Source organism: Vibrio sp. Vb1166 (genome assembly GCF_033338695.1).
GTDB lineage: Bacteria > Pseudomonadota > Gammaproteobacteria > Enterobacterales > Vibrionaceae > Vibrio > Vibrio alginolyticus.
In genome coordinates this window covers 93293-108681 of sequence record NZ_JAWOTE010000006.1, presented here as the reverse complement: position 1 = coordinate 108681, position 15389 = coordinate 93293, and the positions used below count along the sequence as shown (strand labels likewise).

At 45.9% G+C, this 15389-nt stretch carries 12 protein-coding genes; 9 read left to right on the top strand and 3 right to left on the bottom strand.

Annotation, left to right across the window (positions count from 1 at the left end; translation table 11 throughout):
- Positions 1 to 18: 18 nt before the first annotated feature.
- Entirely contained in the window at positions 19 to 717 is a 699-nt protein-coding gene (locus R7E51_RS08915) for an ABC transporter permease (protein WP_005389524.1), read from the bottom strand.
- A 6-nt stretch (positions 718 to 723) separates the two neighbouring features.
- The gene (locus R7E51_RS08910) at positions 724 to 1542 is read right to left on the bottom strand and encodes a substrate-binding domain-containing protein (protein ID WP_005389522.1); all 819 of its coding nucleotides are present in this window, start codon (positions 1540 to 1542) and stop codon (positions 724 to 726) included.
- Between the two features lie 334 nt (positions 1543 to 1876).
- On the opposite strand from R7E51_RS08910, the gene R7E51_RS08905 reads away from it, so the two are divergent.
- The 3 genes from R7E51_RS08905 (at position 1877) to R7E51_RS08895 (ending at position 7166) form a co-directional block, all read left to right on the top strand.
- A complete protein-coding gene (locus R7E51_RS08905; protein WP_017820677.1) occupies positions 1877 to 3328 on the top strand; it encodes a sigma-54-dependent transcriptional regulator in 1452 nt (483 codons plus the stop codon).
- Positions 3318 to 5357, top strand: coding sequence for a sensor histidine kinase (locus R7E51_RS08900; RefSeq protein WP_206957996.1), 2040 nt, complete (start codon positions 3318 to 3320; stop codon positions 5355 to 5357). The genes R7E51_RS08905 and R7E51_RS08900 overlap by 11 nt, the downstream gene beginning before the upstream one ends.
- A gap of 216 nt (positions 5358 to 5573) precedes the next feature.
- A complete protein-coding gene (locus R7E51_RS08895) occupies positions 5574 to 7166 on the top strand; it encodes an ABC-F family ATPase (RefSeq protein ID WP_025766654.1) in 1593 nt (530 codons plus the stop codon).
- A 240-nt stretch (positions 7167 to 7406) separates the two neighbouring features.
- Here R7E51_RS08895 and R7E51_RS08890 read toward each other — a convergent pair whose 3' ends face one another.
- Positions 7407 to 8231 carry a formate dehydrogenase accessory sulfurtransferase FdhD gene (locus R7E51_RS08890; protein WP_005377552.1) on the bottom strand — a complete coding sequence of 275 codons (825 nt, stop codon included), beginning with the start codon at positions 8229 to 8231 and terminating at the stop codon, positions 7407 to 7409.
- 322 nt (positions 8232 to 8553) lie between these two features.
- Here R7E51_RS08890 and R7E51_RS08885 point away from each other — a divergent pair, with 322 nt between their 5' ends.
- From R7E51_RS08885 to R7E51_RS08860, 6 genes are all read left to right on the top strand, one after another.
- The gene (locus R7E51_RS08885; RefSeq protein WP_005377550.1) at positions 8554 to 9018 is read left to right on the top strand and encodes a DUF3305 domain-containing protein; all 465 of its coding nucleotides are present in this window, start codon (positions 8554 to 8556) and stop codon (positions 9016 to 9018) included.
- Positions 9008 to 9634: a DUF3306 domain-containing protein gene (locus R7E51_RS08880; protein ID WP_206957995.1), complete on the top strand. Its 627-nt coding sequence runs from the start codon at positions 9008 to 9010 to the stop codon at positions 9632 to 9634. The genes R7E51_RS08885 and R7E51_RS08880 overlap by 11 nt, the downstream gene beginning before the upstream one ends.
- Positions 9635 to 9945: 311 nt before the next feature.
- Complete coding sequence (locus tag R7E51_RS08875; RefSeq protein ID WP_206957993.1) at positions 9946 to 11607, top strand: 4Fe-4S dicluster domain-containing protein; 1662 nt, start codon at positions 9946 to 9948, stop codon at positions 11605 to 11607.
- Positions 11608 to 11616: 9 nt separating this feature from the next.
- Positions 11617 to 12243: a TorD/DmsD family molecular chaperone gene (locus R7E51_RS08870; protein WP_017820684.1), complete on the top strand. Its 627-nt coding sequence runs from the start codon at positions 11617 to 11619 to the stop codon at positions 12241 to 12243.
- 73 nt (positions 12244 to 12316) lie between these two features.
- Positions 12317 to 12517, top strand: a complete 201-nt coding sequence (locus R7E51_RS08865) for a twin-arginine translocation signal domain-containing protein (protein ID WP_005377542.1) — start codon at positions 12317 to 12319, stop codon at positions 12515 to 12517.
- A gap of 10 nt (positions 12518 to 12527) precedes the next feature.
- Positions 12528 to 15383, top strand: coding sequence for a formate dehydrogenase subunit alpha (locus tag R7E51_RS08860; protein WP_021033875.1), 2856 nt, complete (start codon positions 12528 to 12530; stop codon positions 15381 to 15383).
- Positions 15384 to 15389: the final 6 nt, after the last annotated feature.

Genomic DNA, 15389 nt, shown 5'->3' with positions numbered 1-15389 from the left:
GTTTGTTTGCTTCATGTTCTATGTTCTGAGGTAGCCTTTGCCTCTCATGCTTGATAAGAAGAAGTTTAGAGCCAACGCTAAAGATAGTAATACAATTCCTAATGCAACTCCTTGCGCAAAAGCACCTTTACTGCTTTCCATTGCGATAGCCGTGGGAATATTTCGCGTCACGCCCATAATGTTCCCACCAACCATCATTGAGCAGCCCACCTCGGTCACGATACGTGAAAACCCTGCAATGATAGCCGCAAGTAGAGGAAAGCGGGTTTCCCAAATCATCGTAGCTGCCAAGCGCGGAATGGAGACGCCCAGCGTGATGGCAGTTTCCACTGCACGACGGTCGCTAGATTGTAATGCACCATGCATCATCGATACCAAAACAGGGAAGCAGATCACCATTTGGCCGAAGATCATTGCCTTCTGAGTGAACAGCATTTGCCAGTCTCCCCAAGGGCCAGCACGCGACAGCAACATGTACAGCAACAGGCCAATCACCACGGTAGGGACCGCTTGCAGCGTATTTACGATCGACAACAAAAACCATTTACCGCGAAAGTCGGTATACGCCAGTACAAAGGACATCAAAATAGCCGGCAATACCACTAGGGATATTGCCGTGATAGAAACACTAAAGGAGACCGCAACGATCTCCCATAGGTCTGCATCAAAATTCACCAGTAAGCGAAGCGCTTCCAGTGTTGTATCAGCAAGATTCATATTGCGTTATTTGCTCTCAGCATTCGCAACAAACAGTTGTTTACCGTTTAGGCGGAAACCATTGATAAGTTCCTGTCCGCGAGGGTTTACCAACCAATCACTGAATGCCTTCGCACCTTGGTAGTTGATCGTTGGGTAACGCTCAGGGTTAACAAGAATAACTTGGTACGGGTTAAACAGTTTTTCATCGCCTTGGAACAGAATTTCTAGATCCAATTTGTTTTGGTAAGCCAGCCATGTGCCGCGATCCGTCATGGTGTAGCCTTGCATTTCAGACGCCATGTTTAGAGTTGGGCCCATACCTTGACCTACGCTACGGTAGCCACCAAAGTTCGGTTCGATTTTAGTTTGAGCCCAGAAGCCCATTTCTTTTTTGTGCGTACCAGAATCATCGCCGCGAGAGATGAACGTTGCGTTTTTGTTTGCGATCTCTTTGAATACATCTAACACGCCTTCGTCATTTTTGATTGTTGCTGGGTCAGCTTTCGGGCCTACAATCACAAAGTCGTTGTACATTAGCTTGCGAGGTAAAACGCCGTAGCCTTTCTCAACAAATGCGCCTTCAGCTTTTGGTGCATGTGTCATCACCAAATCTACGTCACCGTTTTCGCCCATTTTTAAGGCTTTACCCGTACCTGCAGCAATAACATCGACTTTGTAGCCCGTGTCTTTTTCAAATTGTGGAAGTAGGTAATCAAGTAAACCTGAATGGTAAGTACTGGTTGTGGTTGCAAGGCGAACGTGTTCTCCGTCTTGAGCAGAAAACGCAGAGTAACTTACAAGCGTGATTGACGTTGCAGCCAGAGTTAGCGCAATTTTTTTCATTTTTATGTGTTCCTTTCCAATGATTCTTTGGAATCTCTCCAGGTTTTAGGGAGAAGCCTTTTTGGACGAGAGCGATTAGCGTAATACGCAAGTTGTCTCAGGGTGTTGGAATAAGCAAACATCAACATCCTTAGATCACTTAAATGCGCTCCGTATCCACCTTATAGCAAACAAGATGCCAACCTTTTACAAGCTTAAAGTGCTTGGTTTATGCACTAAATCATGGGGTTATTTGCATAAAAGTTTGCGTTGGTACAAAATGTCGCACTTTTTGTAGGGTATCTCTGTTTAAACTTGGTACACTCTGTCCCATCGAAATCCATCTGGGGTAAATATGTCTACTCAATCCCATCTTAGTACAAACCAACAATATAGCGCCTTTTCCGTACTGGTCGTCGATGATGAATTAGGCATGCAAGCCATCTTGAAAAAGGCATTGGGTAAGCTTTTTTCACATGTCGATACAGCTGGTAGCATCGAAGAAGCAGAACAACTGCGTAATTCTCGACATTATGATCTGATCTTACTGGATATTAATCTGCCAGGGCGTTCTGGAATTGAGTGGGAAGAAGCGTTTGAAGATGATGACAAACGTGCCGATGTGATTTTTATGACGGGTTATGCGGATTTAGAAATTGCCATTCGAGCGCTACAGCTCGGTGCTTCCGACTTTATCCTCAAACCATTCAACCTTGAGCAGATGTTAAAAGCGGTCAGTCGCTGTATGGATCGCCGTTTGAACGAACGCATGCAGTACGCCATGACACGCGATTACCAACGTCACAATACCTCAGAGATCATCGGCGGCTCAGAAAAAACGCGCCTGCTTAAGCAACTTATTAACCAATTTGCACCATCACGCGCTTCTGTTTTGGTGGAAGGTGAGTCGGGTACGGGTAAAGAGCTAGTTGCACGAGGTATCCACCAGGCGAGTGGGAGAACGGGCCCGTTTGTGCCAATCAACTGCGGCGCGATTGCACCTGAGCTTTTAGAGAGTGAGTTATTTGGTCATACATCGGGCGCGTTTACCGGTGCAAAAAAATCGCGTGAAGGTTTGTTCCGTGTTGCGAACGGTGGCACCTTATTTCTTGACGAAATCGGGGAGATGCCACTTGCAATGCAGGCATCATTATTACGTGTGTTAGAGCAGCGTACGATTCGCCCTGTCGGTTCAGAAAGAGAGATCAGTATTGATGTCCGTATCGTAGCGGCAACCAACCGAAACCTGCAAGAAGAGGTCAATCAAGGTAATTTCCGCAGTGACCTCTATTACCGTTTAAACGTTCTGAAAATTGAAGTGTGTCCGCTGCGAGAGCGCAAAACCGACTTATTTGAGTTGGTGCCATTTTTCAGCAACATGCTGACGCGCGAGCTCGGTATGCCTGCGCCCAAATGGGCGCACGAGGACATGGAAGCCATGAGTGAGTACGATTGGCCGGGAAACATTCGTGAGCTGAAAAACTTGATTGAGCGTTGTATCTTGCTTGGCAAACCACCTGCACACTATTGGCGAGAGCTGAATGGCGGGCATTCACTGCCTAATGTATCGATTACTGTTTCTCACTCTGCTGAGTTACCAACCTTTAGAGAAGGCAAAGAATTTACTGGCGAAGGCTATCCAAACAGCTGGACGTTAAAAGAAGTCGAGAAAGCACATATTAAACAAGTCGTTAACTTGCATGAAGGCAATAAGTCTGCTGCTGCTCGTGACTTGGGCGTAGCTCGCAAGACCTTAGAACGTAAATACAAAGAATGGGATTCTGAGGATGAGGAATATGCCGACTAACGGCCCACAGTACAAAGGATTGTCAAAATGGACGCACCGTTTTAAAACCATGGTGCGTTATCGCTTGTTATTCTTAACCTCTGCGCCGATTTTCCTCACATTGTTAGCTCTGATCGGCATTACCATTTATTGGTCTATTCATTACACGTGGCAAAATGCGCTGCTTGATGTCTCGGAACGTCTTGGTGTTGCAAATAACAGTGTAACGTTGTTACAGCAAAAGCAAGCCAATTACGTGCGGGCGTTTGCCGATTCGTACGATTTCCGTATTCGCATTAATAAAGGAACGCCACAAGGTGACCTGCAAAAGTGGGTCACAGAGCAGAAGAAAAGATATGCTTTAGATTTTCTCTCTTTCCAACGCGTTAATTCCATGGAAAACAAATTCCGCTTTATGGATCTCACCAAGCGCGAATCGTTTTTTGATGTACTCAATAAAGAAGAACTCGAACGCCTCGATCCTGAACTCGCCAAACGAGCAGAAGTGCCTATTCTTGCTGATGGTGACAGGGAGGCGCGTGGGTTAGTCAGTCGAACCGTGATTCCGGTATACAGCCAAGCGAATGATTTGATCGGCTTTCTGGATGGTGGTTTGCTCCTTAACAATAGTACAGTGCTGGTGGATCAAATCCGCGATCTCATTTACTTAAGTGATAATGACCGCCTTCGCCCTGTGGGTACGTTGACGGTATTTCTCGATGATTTGCGTGTGAGCACCAACGTTCCTCTAGACAGCGATCATAGACTAGGGCGCGCCATAGGCACTCGCGTGAGCGCAGAAGTGTATAACCAAGTACTTTCGAAGGGTGAACAGTGGGTTGACCGAGCATATGTGTATGACGCTTGGTATATTACGGCGTATCAACCGATCAAAGACCAATACGGCAACGTCATTGGTATGCTTTATACCGGTTACCTAATGTGGCCATTCGTTAAAGCCTACATGACCAACATTGCCGAAATCAGCTTGATTACGGTTATGTTATTGCTGGTTTCTGGCGTGATGGTATATCGCGGTTCTTATGATCTGTTTCGACCGATCGAACGCATTCACAAAGTGGTGAAGCAGGTCCAACAAGGTAAAGAAAAACGGATTGGCCCGTTAGGATTAGATGCCGATCATGAACTTGCGCAGTTAGCCAGACAGTTTGATGATATGTTAGACGCGCTAGAAGAGCGCAAAATTGAACTGAAAAACTCCGCAGCTCAACTTGAATGCAAAGTTCAAGAGCGTACGGCAAGCCTGAGAGAAAAAACCCAAGATCTTGAGCTGCATATTCAATTGCTTAACCAAACTCGCGACAAACTCGTTGTTCATGAAAAACTGGCAGCATTGGGAGAACTCACCGCGGGGATTGCTCACGAAATTAATAACCCAACCGCCGTGATTCTTGGCAACGTAGAATTGATCCATTTTGAGTTGGGTGACGATGCAAGTCGAGTACAAGAAGAAATTGATGCGATTCACGCGCAAATTGATCGTATCCGCAATATCACACGCAGTTTATTGCAATACAGTCGCCAAGGCGGTGTTCAAGATGAAATCACTTGGCAACATGTCAATCCTATCATTGATGAAAGCATCACCTTGGTTAAAACTGGCACCAAGAAACGCGACGTTGAGTTTGTGACTGACCTACAAGCGCATACGTCCGTCGAGATAAACCGTCACCACTTGCTACAAATCTTAGTTAATTTGCAAATGAACGCCATTCACGCAATGAGCGGTAAAGGCACGTTAACAGTAGTCAGTGAAGACTGGATTGACGAGGGAGAAGTGAAAGGAGCCGCGATTCATGTTATCGATGAGGGCTGCGGTATTAAACCAGAAAACTTGAGTCGAATCTTCTCGCCATTTTACACAACTAAACGAGAAGGCACAGGGTTAGGGCTATCGGTCTCCCAAAGTATTCTCAGCCAAACGGGTGGTGAGTTAAAAGCAGAGTCTGAATGGGGAAAAGGCAGTAAATTCAGTATTTATTTACCTAAAAAAGCCGAACTGATCCTAGAGGTGACGAACATCGCTTAGTCACTTTTTTGAAGTATTAATGGAAAAAGAGCCACTGACGATAGTGGCTCTTTTTTGTATTTGATGACGCATTTATGTTTACGCTTTTGCTTCTTAGAAACCTTACAATGATTTCACTTGGAGTGAATTAATAAAAACAACACTTGCAGTATGTAGCATGAACAAGTACCGTTGCCCGGTTTTTCTAAATACACCCCAATTGCTAAGGTAAAGGTTTTGATCTCCACAGCGAATATTACTCAACAATTCGGCGCTAAGCCGCTATTCGAAAACATTTCAGTTAAGTTCGGCGAAGGCAATCGCTACGGCTTAATTGGAGCTAACGGTTGTGGTAAATCAACCTTTATGAAGATCCTCAGCGGCGAGCTTGAGCAAACCAGCGGTAACGTAAGCTACGATCCAAACGAGCGCGTTGCAAAACTGAACCAGGACCAGTTCGCTTACGAAGAATTTACTGTAATCGATACCGTTATCATGGGTCATAAAGAGCTATGGGAAGTGAAGAAAGAGCGTGACCGCATCTACTCACTTGCTGAAATGAGCGAAGAAGACGGCATGAAAGTGGCTGACTTAGAAGTTCAGTTTGCTGAAATGGACGGCTACATGGCAGAAGCCAAAGCGGGCGAGCTTCTTCTTGCTGTAGGTATCCCAATGGAGCAACACTTCGGTCTAATGAGTGAAGTAGCACCAGGCTGGAAACTTCGTGTGCTTCTAGCGCAGGTTCTATTCGCAGACCCAGATGTGATGCTTCTTGACGAACCTACCAACAACTTGGACATGGACACAATTCGTTGGTTGGAAGATACGCTAAACGCGCGTAACTGCACAATGATCATCATTTCGCACGACCGTCACTTCCTAAACTCAGTATGTACACACATGGCTGACTTGGACTACGGTGAACTACGCGTTTACCCTGGTAACTACGACGAGTACATGACGGCGGCTTCTCAAGCTCGCGAACGTCTACTAAACGACAACGCTAAGAAGAAAGCACAAATCGCTGAGCTACAAACGTTCGTTGCGCGTTTCTCTGCAAACGCATCGAAAGCAAAACAAGCGACATCTCGTGCGAAGCAAATCGACAAGATCAAATTGGACGAAGTGAAAGCGTCTAGTCGTCAAAACCCATTCATTCGTTTTGAACAGTCTAAAGAGCTGTTCCGTAACGCTCTGATTGTAGAAAACCTGAGCCAAGGTTTTGAAGAGGACTTGTTCTCAGACTTCAATGCAATTTTTGAAGTGGGAGAGCGCGTTGCGATCATCGGTGAAAATGGTGTGGGTAAAACAACACTTCTAAACACGCTTGCTGGTGTACTTGAACCGCGTGCTGGTGAGTTCAAATGGTCTGAAAATGCAAACATCGGTTACTACGCGCAAGACCACGCGCATGACTTTGCAGAAGATATGAATCTAACGGATTGGATGGGTCAATGGCGTCAAGAAGGTGATGACGAGCAAGTCGTTCGTGGTTTCCTTGGTCGCATGCTGTTTGGTCAAGATGACATTAAGAAGTCAGTAAAAGTACTGTCTGGTGGTGAGCAAGGTCGTATGCTGCTTGGTAAGTTAATGATGCACAAGCCAAACATGCTGCTAATGGACGAACCAACCAACCACATGGACATGGAATCAATTGAATCTTTGAACACGGCGCTTGAGCAATACAAAGGCACGTTGTTCTTCGTCTCTCACGACCGTGTATTCGTAGACTCGCTAGCAACGCGTATTATCGAAATCCGCGATGGTAAAATCACAGACTTTAAAGGCACTTACTCTGAGTTCCTAAAATCTCGTGGCGTTGACGCGTAATTACTCGCAAAGCGTTTAAAAAGCAAAAGCCTCGCTATTTAGCGAGGCTTTTTTAATATTTGGCCTTAATCCTTAAACTGACCTGTTATATACGCATAGATTCCGACTACGCCAAAGGTAATAATCATAGAAAGCATGATACCGCTGGGCGTAAGCAGAAAATTCCACAATTGGTCATTATTCATAGTCCACATCCTCTGTGAATCCGCATTATTGGTTTTAGTTTACACTGAAAAGGTGTTATTGGTTGCCTTTTACATCAAATTCAACCTTGTCGGCTCCTGTAAACACTTGGAAGCGCAAACCTTTCGCACGCGCAATGGTCGTAATACCAAATTGCTTCGCTAGATCTAACCCCATTTGAGTAACGCCAGAGCGAGAAAGCAGAACAGGAATGCCCATTTGAGCCACTTTAATCACCATCTCTGATGTAAGGCGACCAGTTGTGTAGAAAATTTTATCTTCACCTGTTTCTTCTTTGAGCCACATCTCACCTGCAAGTGTATCCACTGCGTTGTGACGGCCGACATCTTCCACAAATGACAACACTTCATTACCTTTGCAAACCGCACAGCCGTGTACTGCGCCCGCTTTTTTGTAGGTGTCGTTGTAATGAGTTAACGCTTCCAGCGCAGAATAAATTTCTGACTGCTTAAGAGAAACTTGAGGCACTTGATAATTTTCAAGCTGCTTCATCACGTTGCCATACATAGTGCCTTGGCCACAACCTGAGGTGACGGTTTTCTTTTTCAGGGCGCCTTCTAAGTGTTCAGTGTTTTCTTTAGTAATCACCGCTGCGGAATGCGTTTCCCAGTCAATAATAACGGATTCAATCGCGGCTGGATCGGACAGGAAGCTTTGGTTTTTTAAATAACCCAGTACTAGTGCTTCTGGACGCGAACCTAGCGTCATGAGCGTGACCACTTCTTTCCAGTTCAGCATGACCGTAAGAGGACGCTCGCAAGCGATTTGCTTCGTGAGCTTTTCGCCGTACTCGTCGTACACATCGACTTCAATGGTTTGCAGGGGATTTTCACTGGTTTTAATAATATTTGGTTTCAGCACAGTCGTGTCCTAGTGATTAAGAGCGTTAGGTTGCTACGCATTTTAGCTTGTTAAGTGGCTAGCAAATCTCATTCCAAAATAGCGGTTCCCACAGAAATTGCGAGGTTTTATGTCAACAATGCATTAAAACTGCGAGTTCGCAGTAATGACACATCAATACATTTGAGTTTCGTCTAGTTTGGTACTTATAGCCTGAGGGAGTATATAGACTAAGTTATATCAGCTTGGCGCGTTTATTGCTTCGAAGACAATAAAAATGGTCGAAAACGGGGCAAAATCTCCTGTGTGTTTTCAGACCAAAAATAGAAAGACTGGGTGAGTTATGTCGGATAAGAAAGATTTCGAAAAAAATTACGAAAAGACTGAGGATACATGGCCAATCGGCGTAGAGCTTGTTGAGCATGAGATCAGTACAGGGATTTGGGTGACAACCCAATGGCAGTTGACAGGATTTGCGCTGAATCCGACGGAAGAGACTCCAGATGTTTGTCCGTTGCAATTACATAAAGATGAACGTACAGACTACCGCTTTAACTTAAGCTCTCAGCAACCTAAACTCTTTTTAGTGATGGATAACGTCGAGTCTGGTGAAAAACCAGCGATACAGTTACTGACGGCTTCACAATCTGTTGCGGCGCAATATATGGATGGTGATAACCTTGTACTATCTAACGATATGCCGTTAGCCGTTCAGGCTTGGATGGAAGCCTTTATTGGTCGTCACGGTGAGTTGTTAGAAGTAAGACGCAAGAAACGCAAAGGAGCAGGCAGAGCAAATGGCAACTAGTTTTTTAAGCCGTTGGTCGAAACGTAAACTAGAAGAATCTTCCCAACATGCTGAAGAGATCACGCCGATAGCAGAGACGGCGCAATCCGAAGATAGTGTCACAGCGCTTTCAAACGCTGACGAAAGCTCAGATGCTTTGAACGTCAATGAGGATAGTCAGGCTCCAGACATTACCGCGAGTGTAGAGACTGAAAAAACCGAAGAAATGTCTGTGGCGCAACTGCTGGTTTCTGAAGCTTCAGAAAGCGTTAAGAAAGCTGCGCTGCGCAAAATGTTCTTGTCCGAAGAATTTAACGTGCGTGACGGCCTAGACGATTACGATGATGATTACAGTAACTTAAAGTCACTTTCTCAAGACGTCGCTGAGACGCTGCGTGATTGGGTTAAAGATAAAGTGGAAGACGAACCAGACGCTGAAACTGCGCAAGGGTCTGAGCTTAACGCTAACGATATCGCATCTGAGGTAGTTGAAGACGCAGAGTCAAACACCGACAAAAGTGGCCAAATTACTCAAGATGAAAATGAGCTGTATATAAATACAGTATCTGGCGAAAGTGATACTTTTGCTGAAGAATCACAGCCTAACGAGGTGAGACAAAATATACCACATAAATAATAGGTACATTTTGACTAAACACTCAATGAGCCGGCTGAGACAAAATGTCTCAACCGGTTTTTTTATCCCTACTATTTGTCAGTAAAATTGATAACCTATTGATTTTAAGTTGATATTTTATTGGCATGACACTTGCTATTTGTTGCTCAATACCAATCTGGTTGAAGTTAGTACGGACGCACTGCGTAGTATTCATCGCCTATAGATGGCGGAATAAGAATTCTCATTGATAAGTTAATCAGCAGAATCTCCGGCGCTAACTACACTAAGAGATGGAAAAGACTATCCATGTTCATAAATGGAATTGAGCAATGCTGAAACAATTATTAGAACAAGCAACTTCCAATAACGGTAAAGCGAGGCTGTACGCTTTCGAAAATACCGTAGAGTTGACCAATCTTATTCCACCAACCGTAAGCTATGAAAGCGGCGGTAATACTTTGATTGTGGGCCCAACAGCAATCATCGAAAGTGCGGCAGCGCAATTGTCGCAAATGAACAGCCTAACGCTGCTTTCTACCGATGGCGAAAAGGGCACAAATCCCGAGCTTTATTACGCCAATTCGGTTCAGGTTTCAGGATTCTTAGGTACGTTTGAAGTTCTGATTGAAAATCATGGTTTGACCAACAACCTTGCCAAGGTCGCGACCAATAGCGATTGTTTCGATATCGTACTCGATCTTTGCCTTAACAGCTGCATGTCGGAAGAAGTCCCAGTACCGGGCTACTACCCAGTAGGTCGTGGCTATCCGAAACTGGCTGAAGCGTTGGAAGAGATTCCAACCTTAATGGGGACGTTCGATAAACCGAAATTCTTCCGTTTAGATACCGATTTATGTGCACACAGCTCTCGTGGCGTAAAAGGTTGCGAACGGTGTGTGGATGCTTGTCCGGCAGGGGCACTATCGAGTGAAGGCAGCGACAGAACGGGCCATCGCATCGAGATCAACCCATACCTATGTCAAGGCGTGGGTACTTGTGCTACAGCGTGTCCGACAGAAGCGATTCATTACGCACTGCCAAACCCTGAAGATACGCAAAAGTTTATTGAACGTACGCTCGCCAACTATGAGCAAGCGGGTGGTTTAGATCCTATCGTATTGATTTGTAGTTCTCGCCACGAGAGCTACAACGTGATGGCACTAAAAGCACTGCCAGATAATGTGATTCCAATTGTGGTGGAAGAACTGCCTTCGGTTGGTATTGATACTTGGTTCGCCGCGCTTGTGAATGGTGCTACTCAGGTGCTGTTTGCGGCTTCACGTTTTATGCCTCAAACCATTATTCGTGTGCTTAATAGCGAAGTAGGTATTGCTCAAGAGCTGCTCGGTCAGCTTGGTATCGCCAAAGAAACCATCGACATTCTGTATCTAGAGTCACTACGTGAAGGTGCTCCGACACTTTGTACTGAGTCTTTTGATTTGGCATTAGGTGATTTGCAAGGTAACAAACGTCAGCGTCTATTTACGGCGTTGGATGCGTTGTCGTCTTCTCGTATTCCAGTCGAGAACATTGTTGAGCTGCCAGCAAACGCGCCTTACGGCAATGTTTCTTGTGAGAGCAAAGATTGTACGTTGTGTATGAGCTGTGTGGCAGTTTGTCCTACACGTGCACTTCATACAGATGGTCAATCTCCGTCGCTTAAATTCGTCGAGCAAGACTGCATTCAATGTGGGCTGTGCGAGAAAGCGTGTCCAGAGAAAGTGCTGACGCTTACGCCTCGTATGAACTGGGTGAAAAAAGAGCGCCAAAAAGCGGTTGTGATTCACGAAGAGAAAGCAGCGGAATGTATTCGCTGTCATAAGCCATTCGCACCTCAGTCTATGATCGACATGCTACAAAACAAGTTACGCGGTCACTCTCATTTCTCTGATGAAGCGGCGATCAATCGTATCGCGATGTGTGAAGACTGCCGTGTGATCGACATGTTTGAGTCGATGGCAGAAGACCCAATGAAACAACTGAAATACTAGGAGCTCGCAGTGGACACACAACAAGAACAAACACTGAGAACAGACATTTATCTCGTTTTATCCGCACTTTTTCGTAGTGCGCCTAGTGATGAAATGCTGGCGTTCCTGAAATCGCTAGAAATTGAGCCGTCTGAGAGCGCGATGCAAAAAGCTTGGCTCGCACTGCAACAAGCCGCGAACGAAGCGCAGCGAGAAGCGTTAGAAGAAGAATATCAAGATCTGTTTATTGGCATTGGACGTGGTGAAGTTGTGCCATTCGGATCTTGGCATCGTACTGGCTCGATGATGGAAAAGCCGTTAGCGGAAATTCGTCGCGATTTGGATCTTTTAGGCATCGAACGAGAAGAGAACGTGAAAGAGCCTGAAGACCATATTTCTGCACTGTGCGAAGTGATGGCAATGCTGACAGGTGAAGAGGAAGAACTTCAACAAGCGGTGTTTAACAAACACATTGCCCCTTGGTTCCAATCTTTTACGCGCCAACTAGAGAGCGCAGAAAGCGTGAACTTCTACAAGCCAGCTGCACAGCTTTGCGATGCGTTTTTAACGTTAGAGCAAGTGCGCTTTAGCGTGAACACCAAAAGCAGTAAGAACAAATTAAAAATTGATGTGAAAAACGTCACTGATTACGAGTAATCGAGCAGTACTTGGTCATATCGATAGAGAGGCATGAGTCTCCAAAGATCTACCGTAAGGTAAGGAAGCAATGATGAAAGATAATAAAGAAATAAACACAAGCCGTAGGGATCTCCTAAAAGGCTTCACAACCGCTGCCGTTGCCGGTGCTGTTGTTGCGGGAACCACGAAAGTGGCCGTTGCTTCAGAAACGGTTGAGCCTTCTGAAAACGACGTGAAGAAGAAAGGGTATCGTGAAACTCAACACATTCGCGATTACTACGACACACTTTAGGAGATAACGGATGAAACTTGTCAAACGCTCCGACAGTGTGAGCAAAGAAACGAACCAGCTTGGCGTATCTCGTCGTGCATTCATGAAAAACACTTCGCTTGCCGCTGGTGGCGCAGTGGTTGGTGCTAGTCTATTTGCACCGGGAATGATGAAAAAAGCGCAAGCAAAATCTGTCGATCCAGAAGCGAAAACAGAAATAAAACGTACTATCTGTTCTCACTGTTCAGTGGGTTGTGGTATTTACGCAGAAGTTCAAAATGGTGTTTGGACGGGTCAAGAGCCTGCATTTGACCACCCATTTAACGCCGGTGGTCACTGTGCAAAAGGCGCAGCACTGCGTGAACATGGCCACGGTGAGCGTCGTCTAAAATACCCAATGAAGCTTGAAAACGGTAAGTGGAAAAAGCTTTCTTGGGATCAAGCGATCGAAGAAATCGGTAACAAGGTGATGGACATCCGCAAAGAGTCTGGCCCTGATTCGGTTTACTTCTTGGGAAGCGCAAAGCACAGCAACGAACAAGCGTACTTGTTCCGCAAAATGGCATCACTTTGGGGCACTAACAACGTTGACCACCAAGCGCGTATTTGTCACTCAACAACCGTGGCGGGTGTAGCAAACACTTGGGGTTACGGTGCGATGACCAACTCTTTCAATGACATGCACAACTGTAAGTCGATGCTGTTCATTGGTTCAAACCCAGCTGAAGCACACCCAGTGGCGATGCAGCACATTCTGATCGCGAAAGAGAAGAACAACTGTAAGATCGTCGTAGCGGATCCTCGTCGTACACGTACGGCAGCAAAATCGGATCACTATGTATCACTTCGTCCAGGTTCTGACGTAGCATTTATTTGGGGTGTGTTGTGGCACATCTTCGAAAACCAATGGGAAGATAAAGAGTTCATCCGTCAACGAGTATTCGGTATGGATGAAATCCGTGCTGAAGTAGCGAAGTGGACGCCAGCAGAAGTAGAGCGCGTAACAGGCGTAAGCGAAGAAGACGTTTACCAAACAGCAAAACTGCTCTCTGAAAATCGCCCAGGCTGCATTGTTTGGTGTATGGGTGGTACTCAGCATACTACTGGCAACAACAACACACGTGCTTACTGTGTGCTTGAGCTAGCGCTTGGTAACATTGGTAAATCAGGCGGCGGCGCAAACATCTTCCGTGGTCACGATAACGTACAAGGCGCAACCGACCTTGGCGTACTTTCTGACACGTTACCTGGCTACTACGGCCTTTCTGAAGGCGCTTGGCGTCATTGGTCAAAAGTGTGGGAAATCGATTACGAATGGATCAAAGGTCGTTTCGATGACAACGCTTATAGCGGTCAGAAACCAATGCACAGTGCAGGTATCCCAGTATCTCGTTGGGTCGATGGTGTACTGGAAAACAAAGACAACATTCGTCAACGCGAAAACATCCGTGCAATGTTCTACTGGGGACACGCAGTGAACTCTCAAACACGTGGTGTTGAGATGAAAAAAGCGATGCAGAAGTTGGACATGATGGTGATTGTGGACCCATACCCAACGGTTGCTGCGGTAATGAACGACCGTACCGACGGCGTTTACCTGCTTCCTGCAACAACACAGTTTGAAACACACGGCAGCGTTACCGCATCTAACCGCTCTCTACAATGGCGTGATCAGGTGATTGAACCTTTGTTTGAATCAAAACCAGACCACGAAATCATGTATCTGCTTTCGAAGAAACTGGGCTATTCAGATCTTCTGTTCAAAAACATCCGTGTTGAAAATAACCAGCCGGTGATTGAAGACCTAACGCGTGAATTCAACAAAGGCATGTGGACGATTGGTTACACAGGCCAAAGCCCTGAGCGTTTGAAAGCGCACCAACAAAACTGGCATACGTTCCACAAAACCACATTGGAAGCGGAAGGTGGCCCTGTCAACGGTGAAACCTACGGTCTACCTTGGCCATGCTGGGGCACACCAGAAATGAAACACCCAGGTACACACATTCTGTACGATACGTCTAAGACGGTTGCAGAAGGTGGCGGTAACTTCCGTACGCGCTTTGGTGTGGAATTCGAAGGCAAAAGCCTTCTTGCAGAAGACAGTTATTCGAAAGGCTGTGAGATCAAAGACGGTTACCCAGAGTTCACTGATAAGTTATTGAAACAACTTGGTTGGTGGGACGACCTAACTGCTGAAGAGAAAGTGGCAGCAGAGGGTAAAAACTGGAAGACTGACCTTTCTGGCGGTATTCAGCGTGTCGCGATCAAGCACGGTTGTATTCCATTTGGTAACGCGAAAGCGCGTGCGATTGTTTGGACGTTCCCAGACCGTGTGCCACTGCATCGTGAACCACTTTACACACCACGTCGTGACCTTGTAACGGATTACCCAACTTGGGAAGACAAAGATGCAATCTTCCGTGTTCCTACGTTGTATAAATCCATTCAAGAGCAAGACAAATCGGGCGAGTACCCAATCGTTCTGACTTCTGGCCGTCTGGTTGAATACGAAGGTGGTGGTGAAGAGACGCGTTCAAACCCTTGGCTTGCCGAGCTTCAACAAGAAATGTTTGTTGAAGTGAACCCGAAAGACGCGAACGATCTTGGCTTCAGAGATGGTGATGATGTTTGGGTTGAAGGTGCAGAGAAGGGGCGAATCAAGGTGAAAGCGATGGTAACACGTCGTGTGAAACCTGGCTTGGCGTTCATTCCGTTCCACTTTGGCGGTAAGTTCGAAGGTGAAGACCTACGTCCTAAATACCCAGAAGGTACACAGCCTTACGTTGTTGGCGAATCGGCCAACACGGCAACCACTTACGGTTACGACCCGGTTACCTTGATGCAGGAAACCAAAGTAACCCTATGTAACATTCGTAAAGCCTAAGGAGTC

What these genes read in the sequence shown, in the direction of transcription:
- R7E51_RS08905 (WP_017820677.1), top strand. Translation starts at nt 1,877, where the DNA reads ATGTCTACTCAATCCCATCTTAGTACAAACCAACAATATAGCGCCTTT.
- R7E51_RS08915 (WP_005389524.1), bottom strand. Translation starts at nt 717, where the DNA reads ATGAATCTTGCTGATACAACACTGGAAGCGCTTCGCTTACTGGTGAAT.
- R7E51_RS08875 (WP_206957993.1), top strand. Translation starts at nt 9,946, where the DNA reads ATGCTGAAACAATTATTAGAACAAGCAACTTCCAATAACGGTAAAGCG.
- R7E51_RS08885 (WP_005377550.1), top strand. Translation starts at nt 8,554, where the DNA reads ATGTCGGATAAGAAAGATTTCGAAAAAAATTACGAAAAGACTGAGGAT.
- R7E51_RS08865 (WP_005377542.1), top strand. Translation starts at nt 12,317, where the DNA reads ATGAAAGATAATAAAGAAATAAACACAAGCCGTAGGGATCTCCTAAAA.
- R7E51_RS08880 (WP_206957995.1), top strand. Translation starts at nt 9,008, where the DNA reads ATGGCAACTAGTTTTTTAAGCCGTTGGTCGAAACGTAAACTAGAAGAA.
- R7E51_RS08860 (WP_021033875.1), top strand. Translation starts at nt 12,528, where the DNA reads ATGAAACTTGTCAAACGCTCCGACAGTGTGAGCAAAGAAACGAACCAG.
- R7E51_RS08910 (WP_005389522.1), bottom strand. Translation starts at nt 1,542, where the DNA reads ATGAAAAAAATTGCGCTAACTCTGGCTGCAACGTCAATCACGCTTGTA.
- R7E51_RS08900 (WP_206957996.1), top strand. Translation starts at nt 3,318, where the DNA reads ATGCCGACTAACGGCCCACAGTACAAAGGATTGTCAAAATGGACGCAC.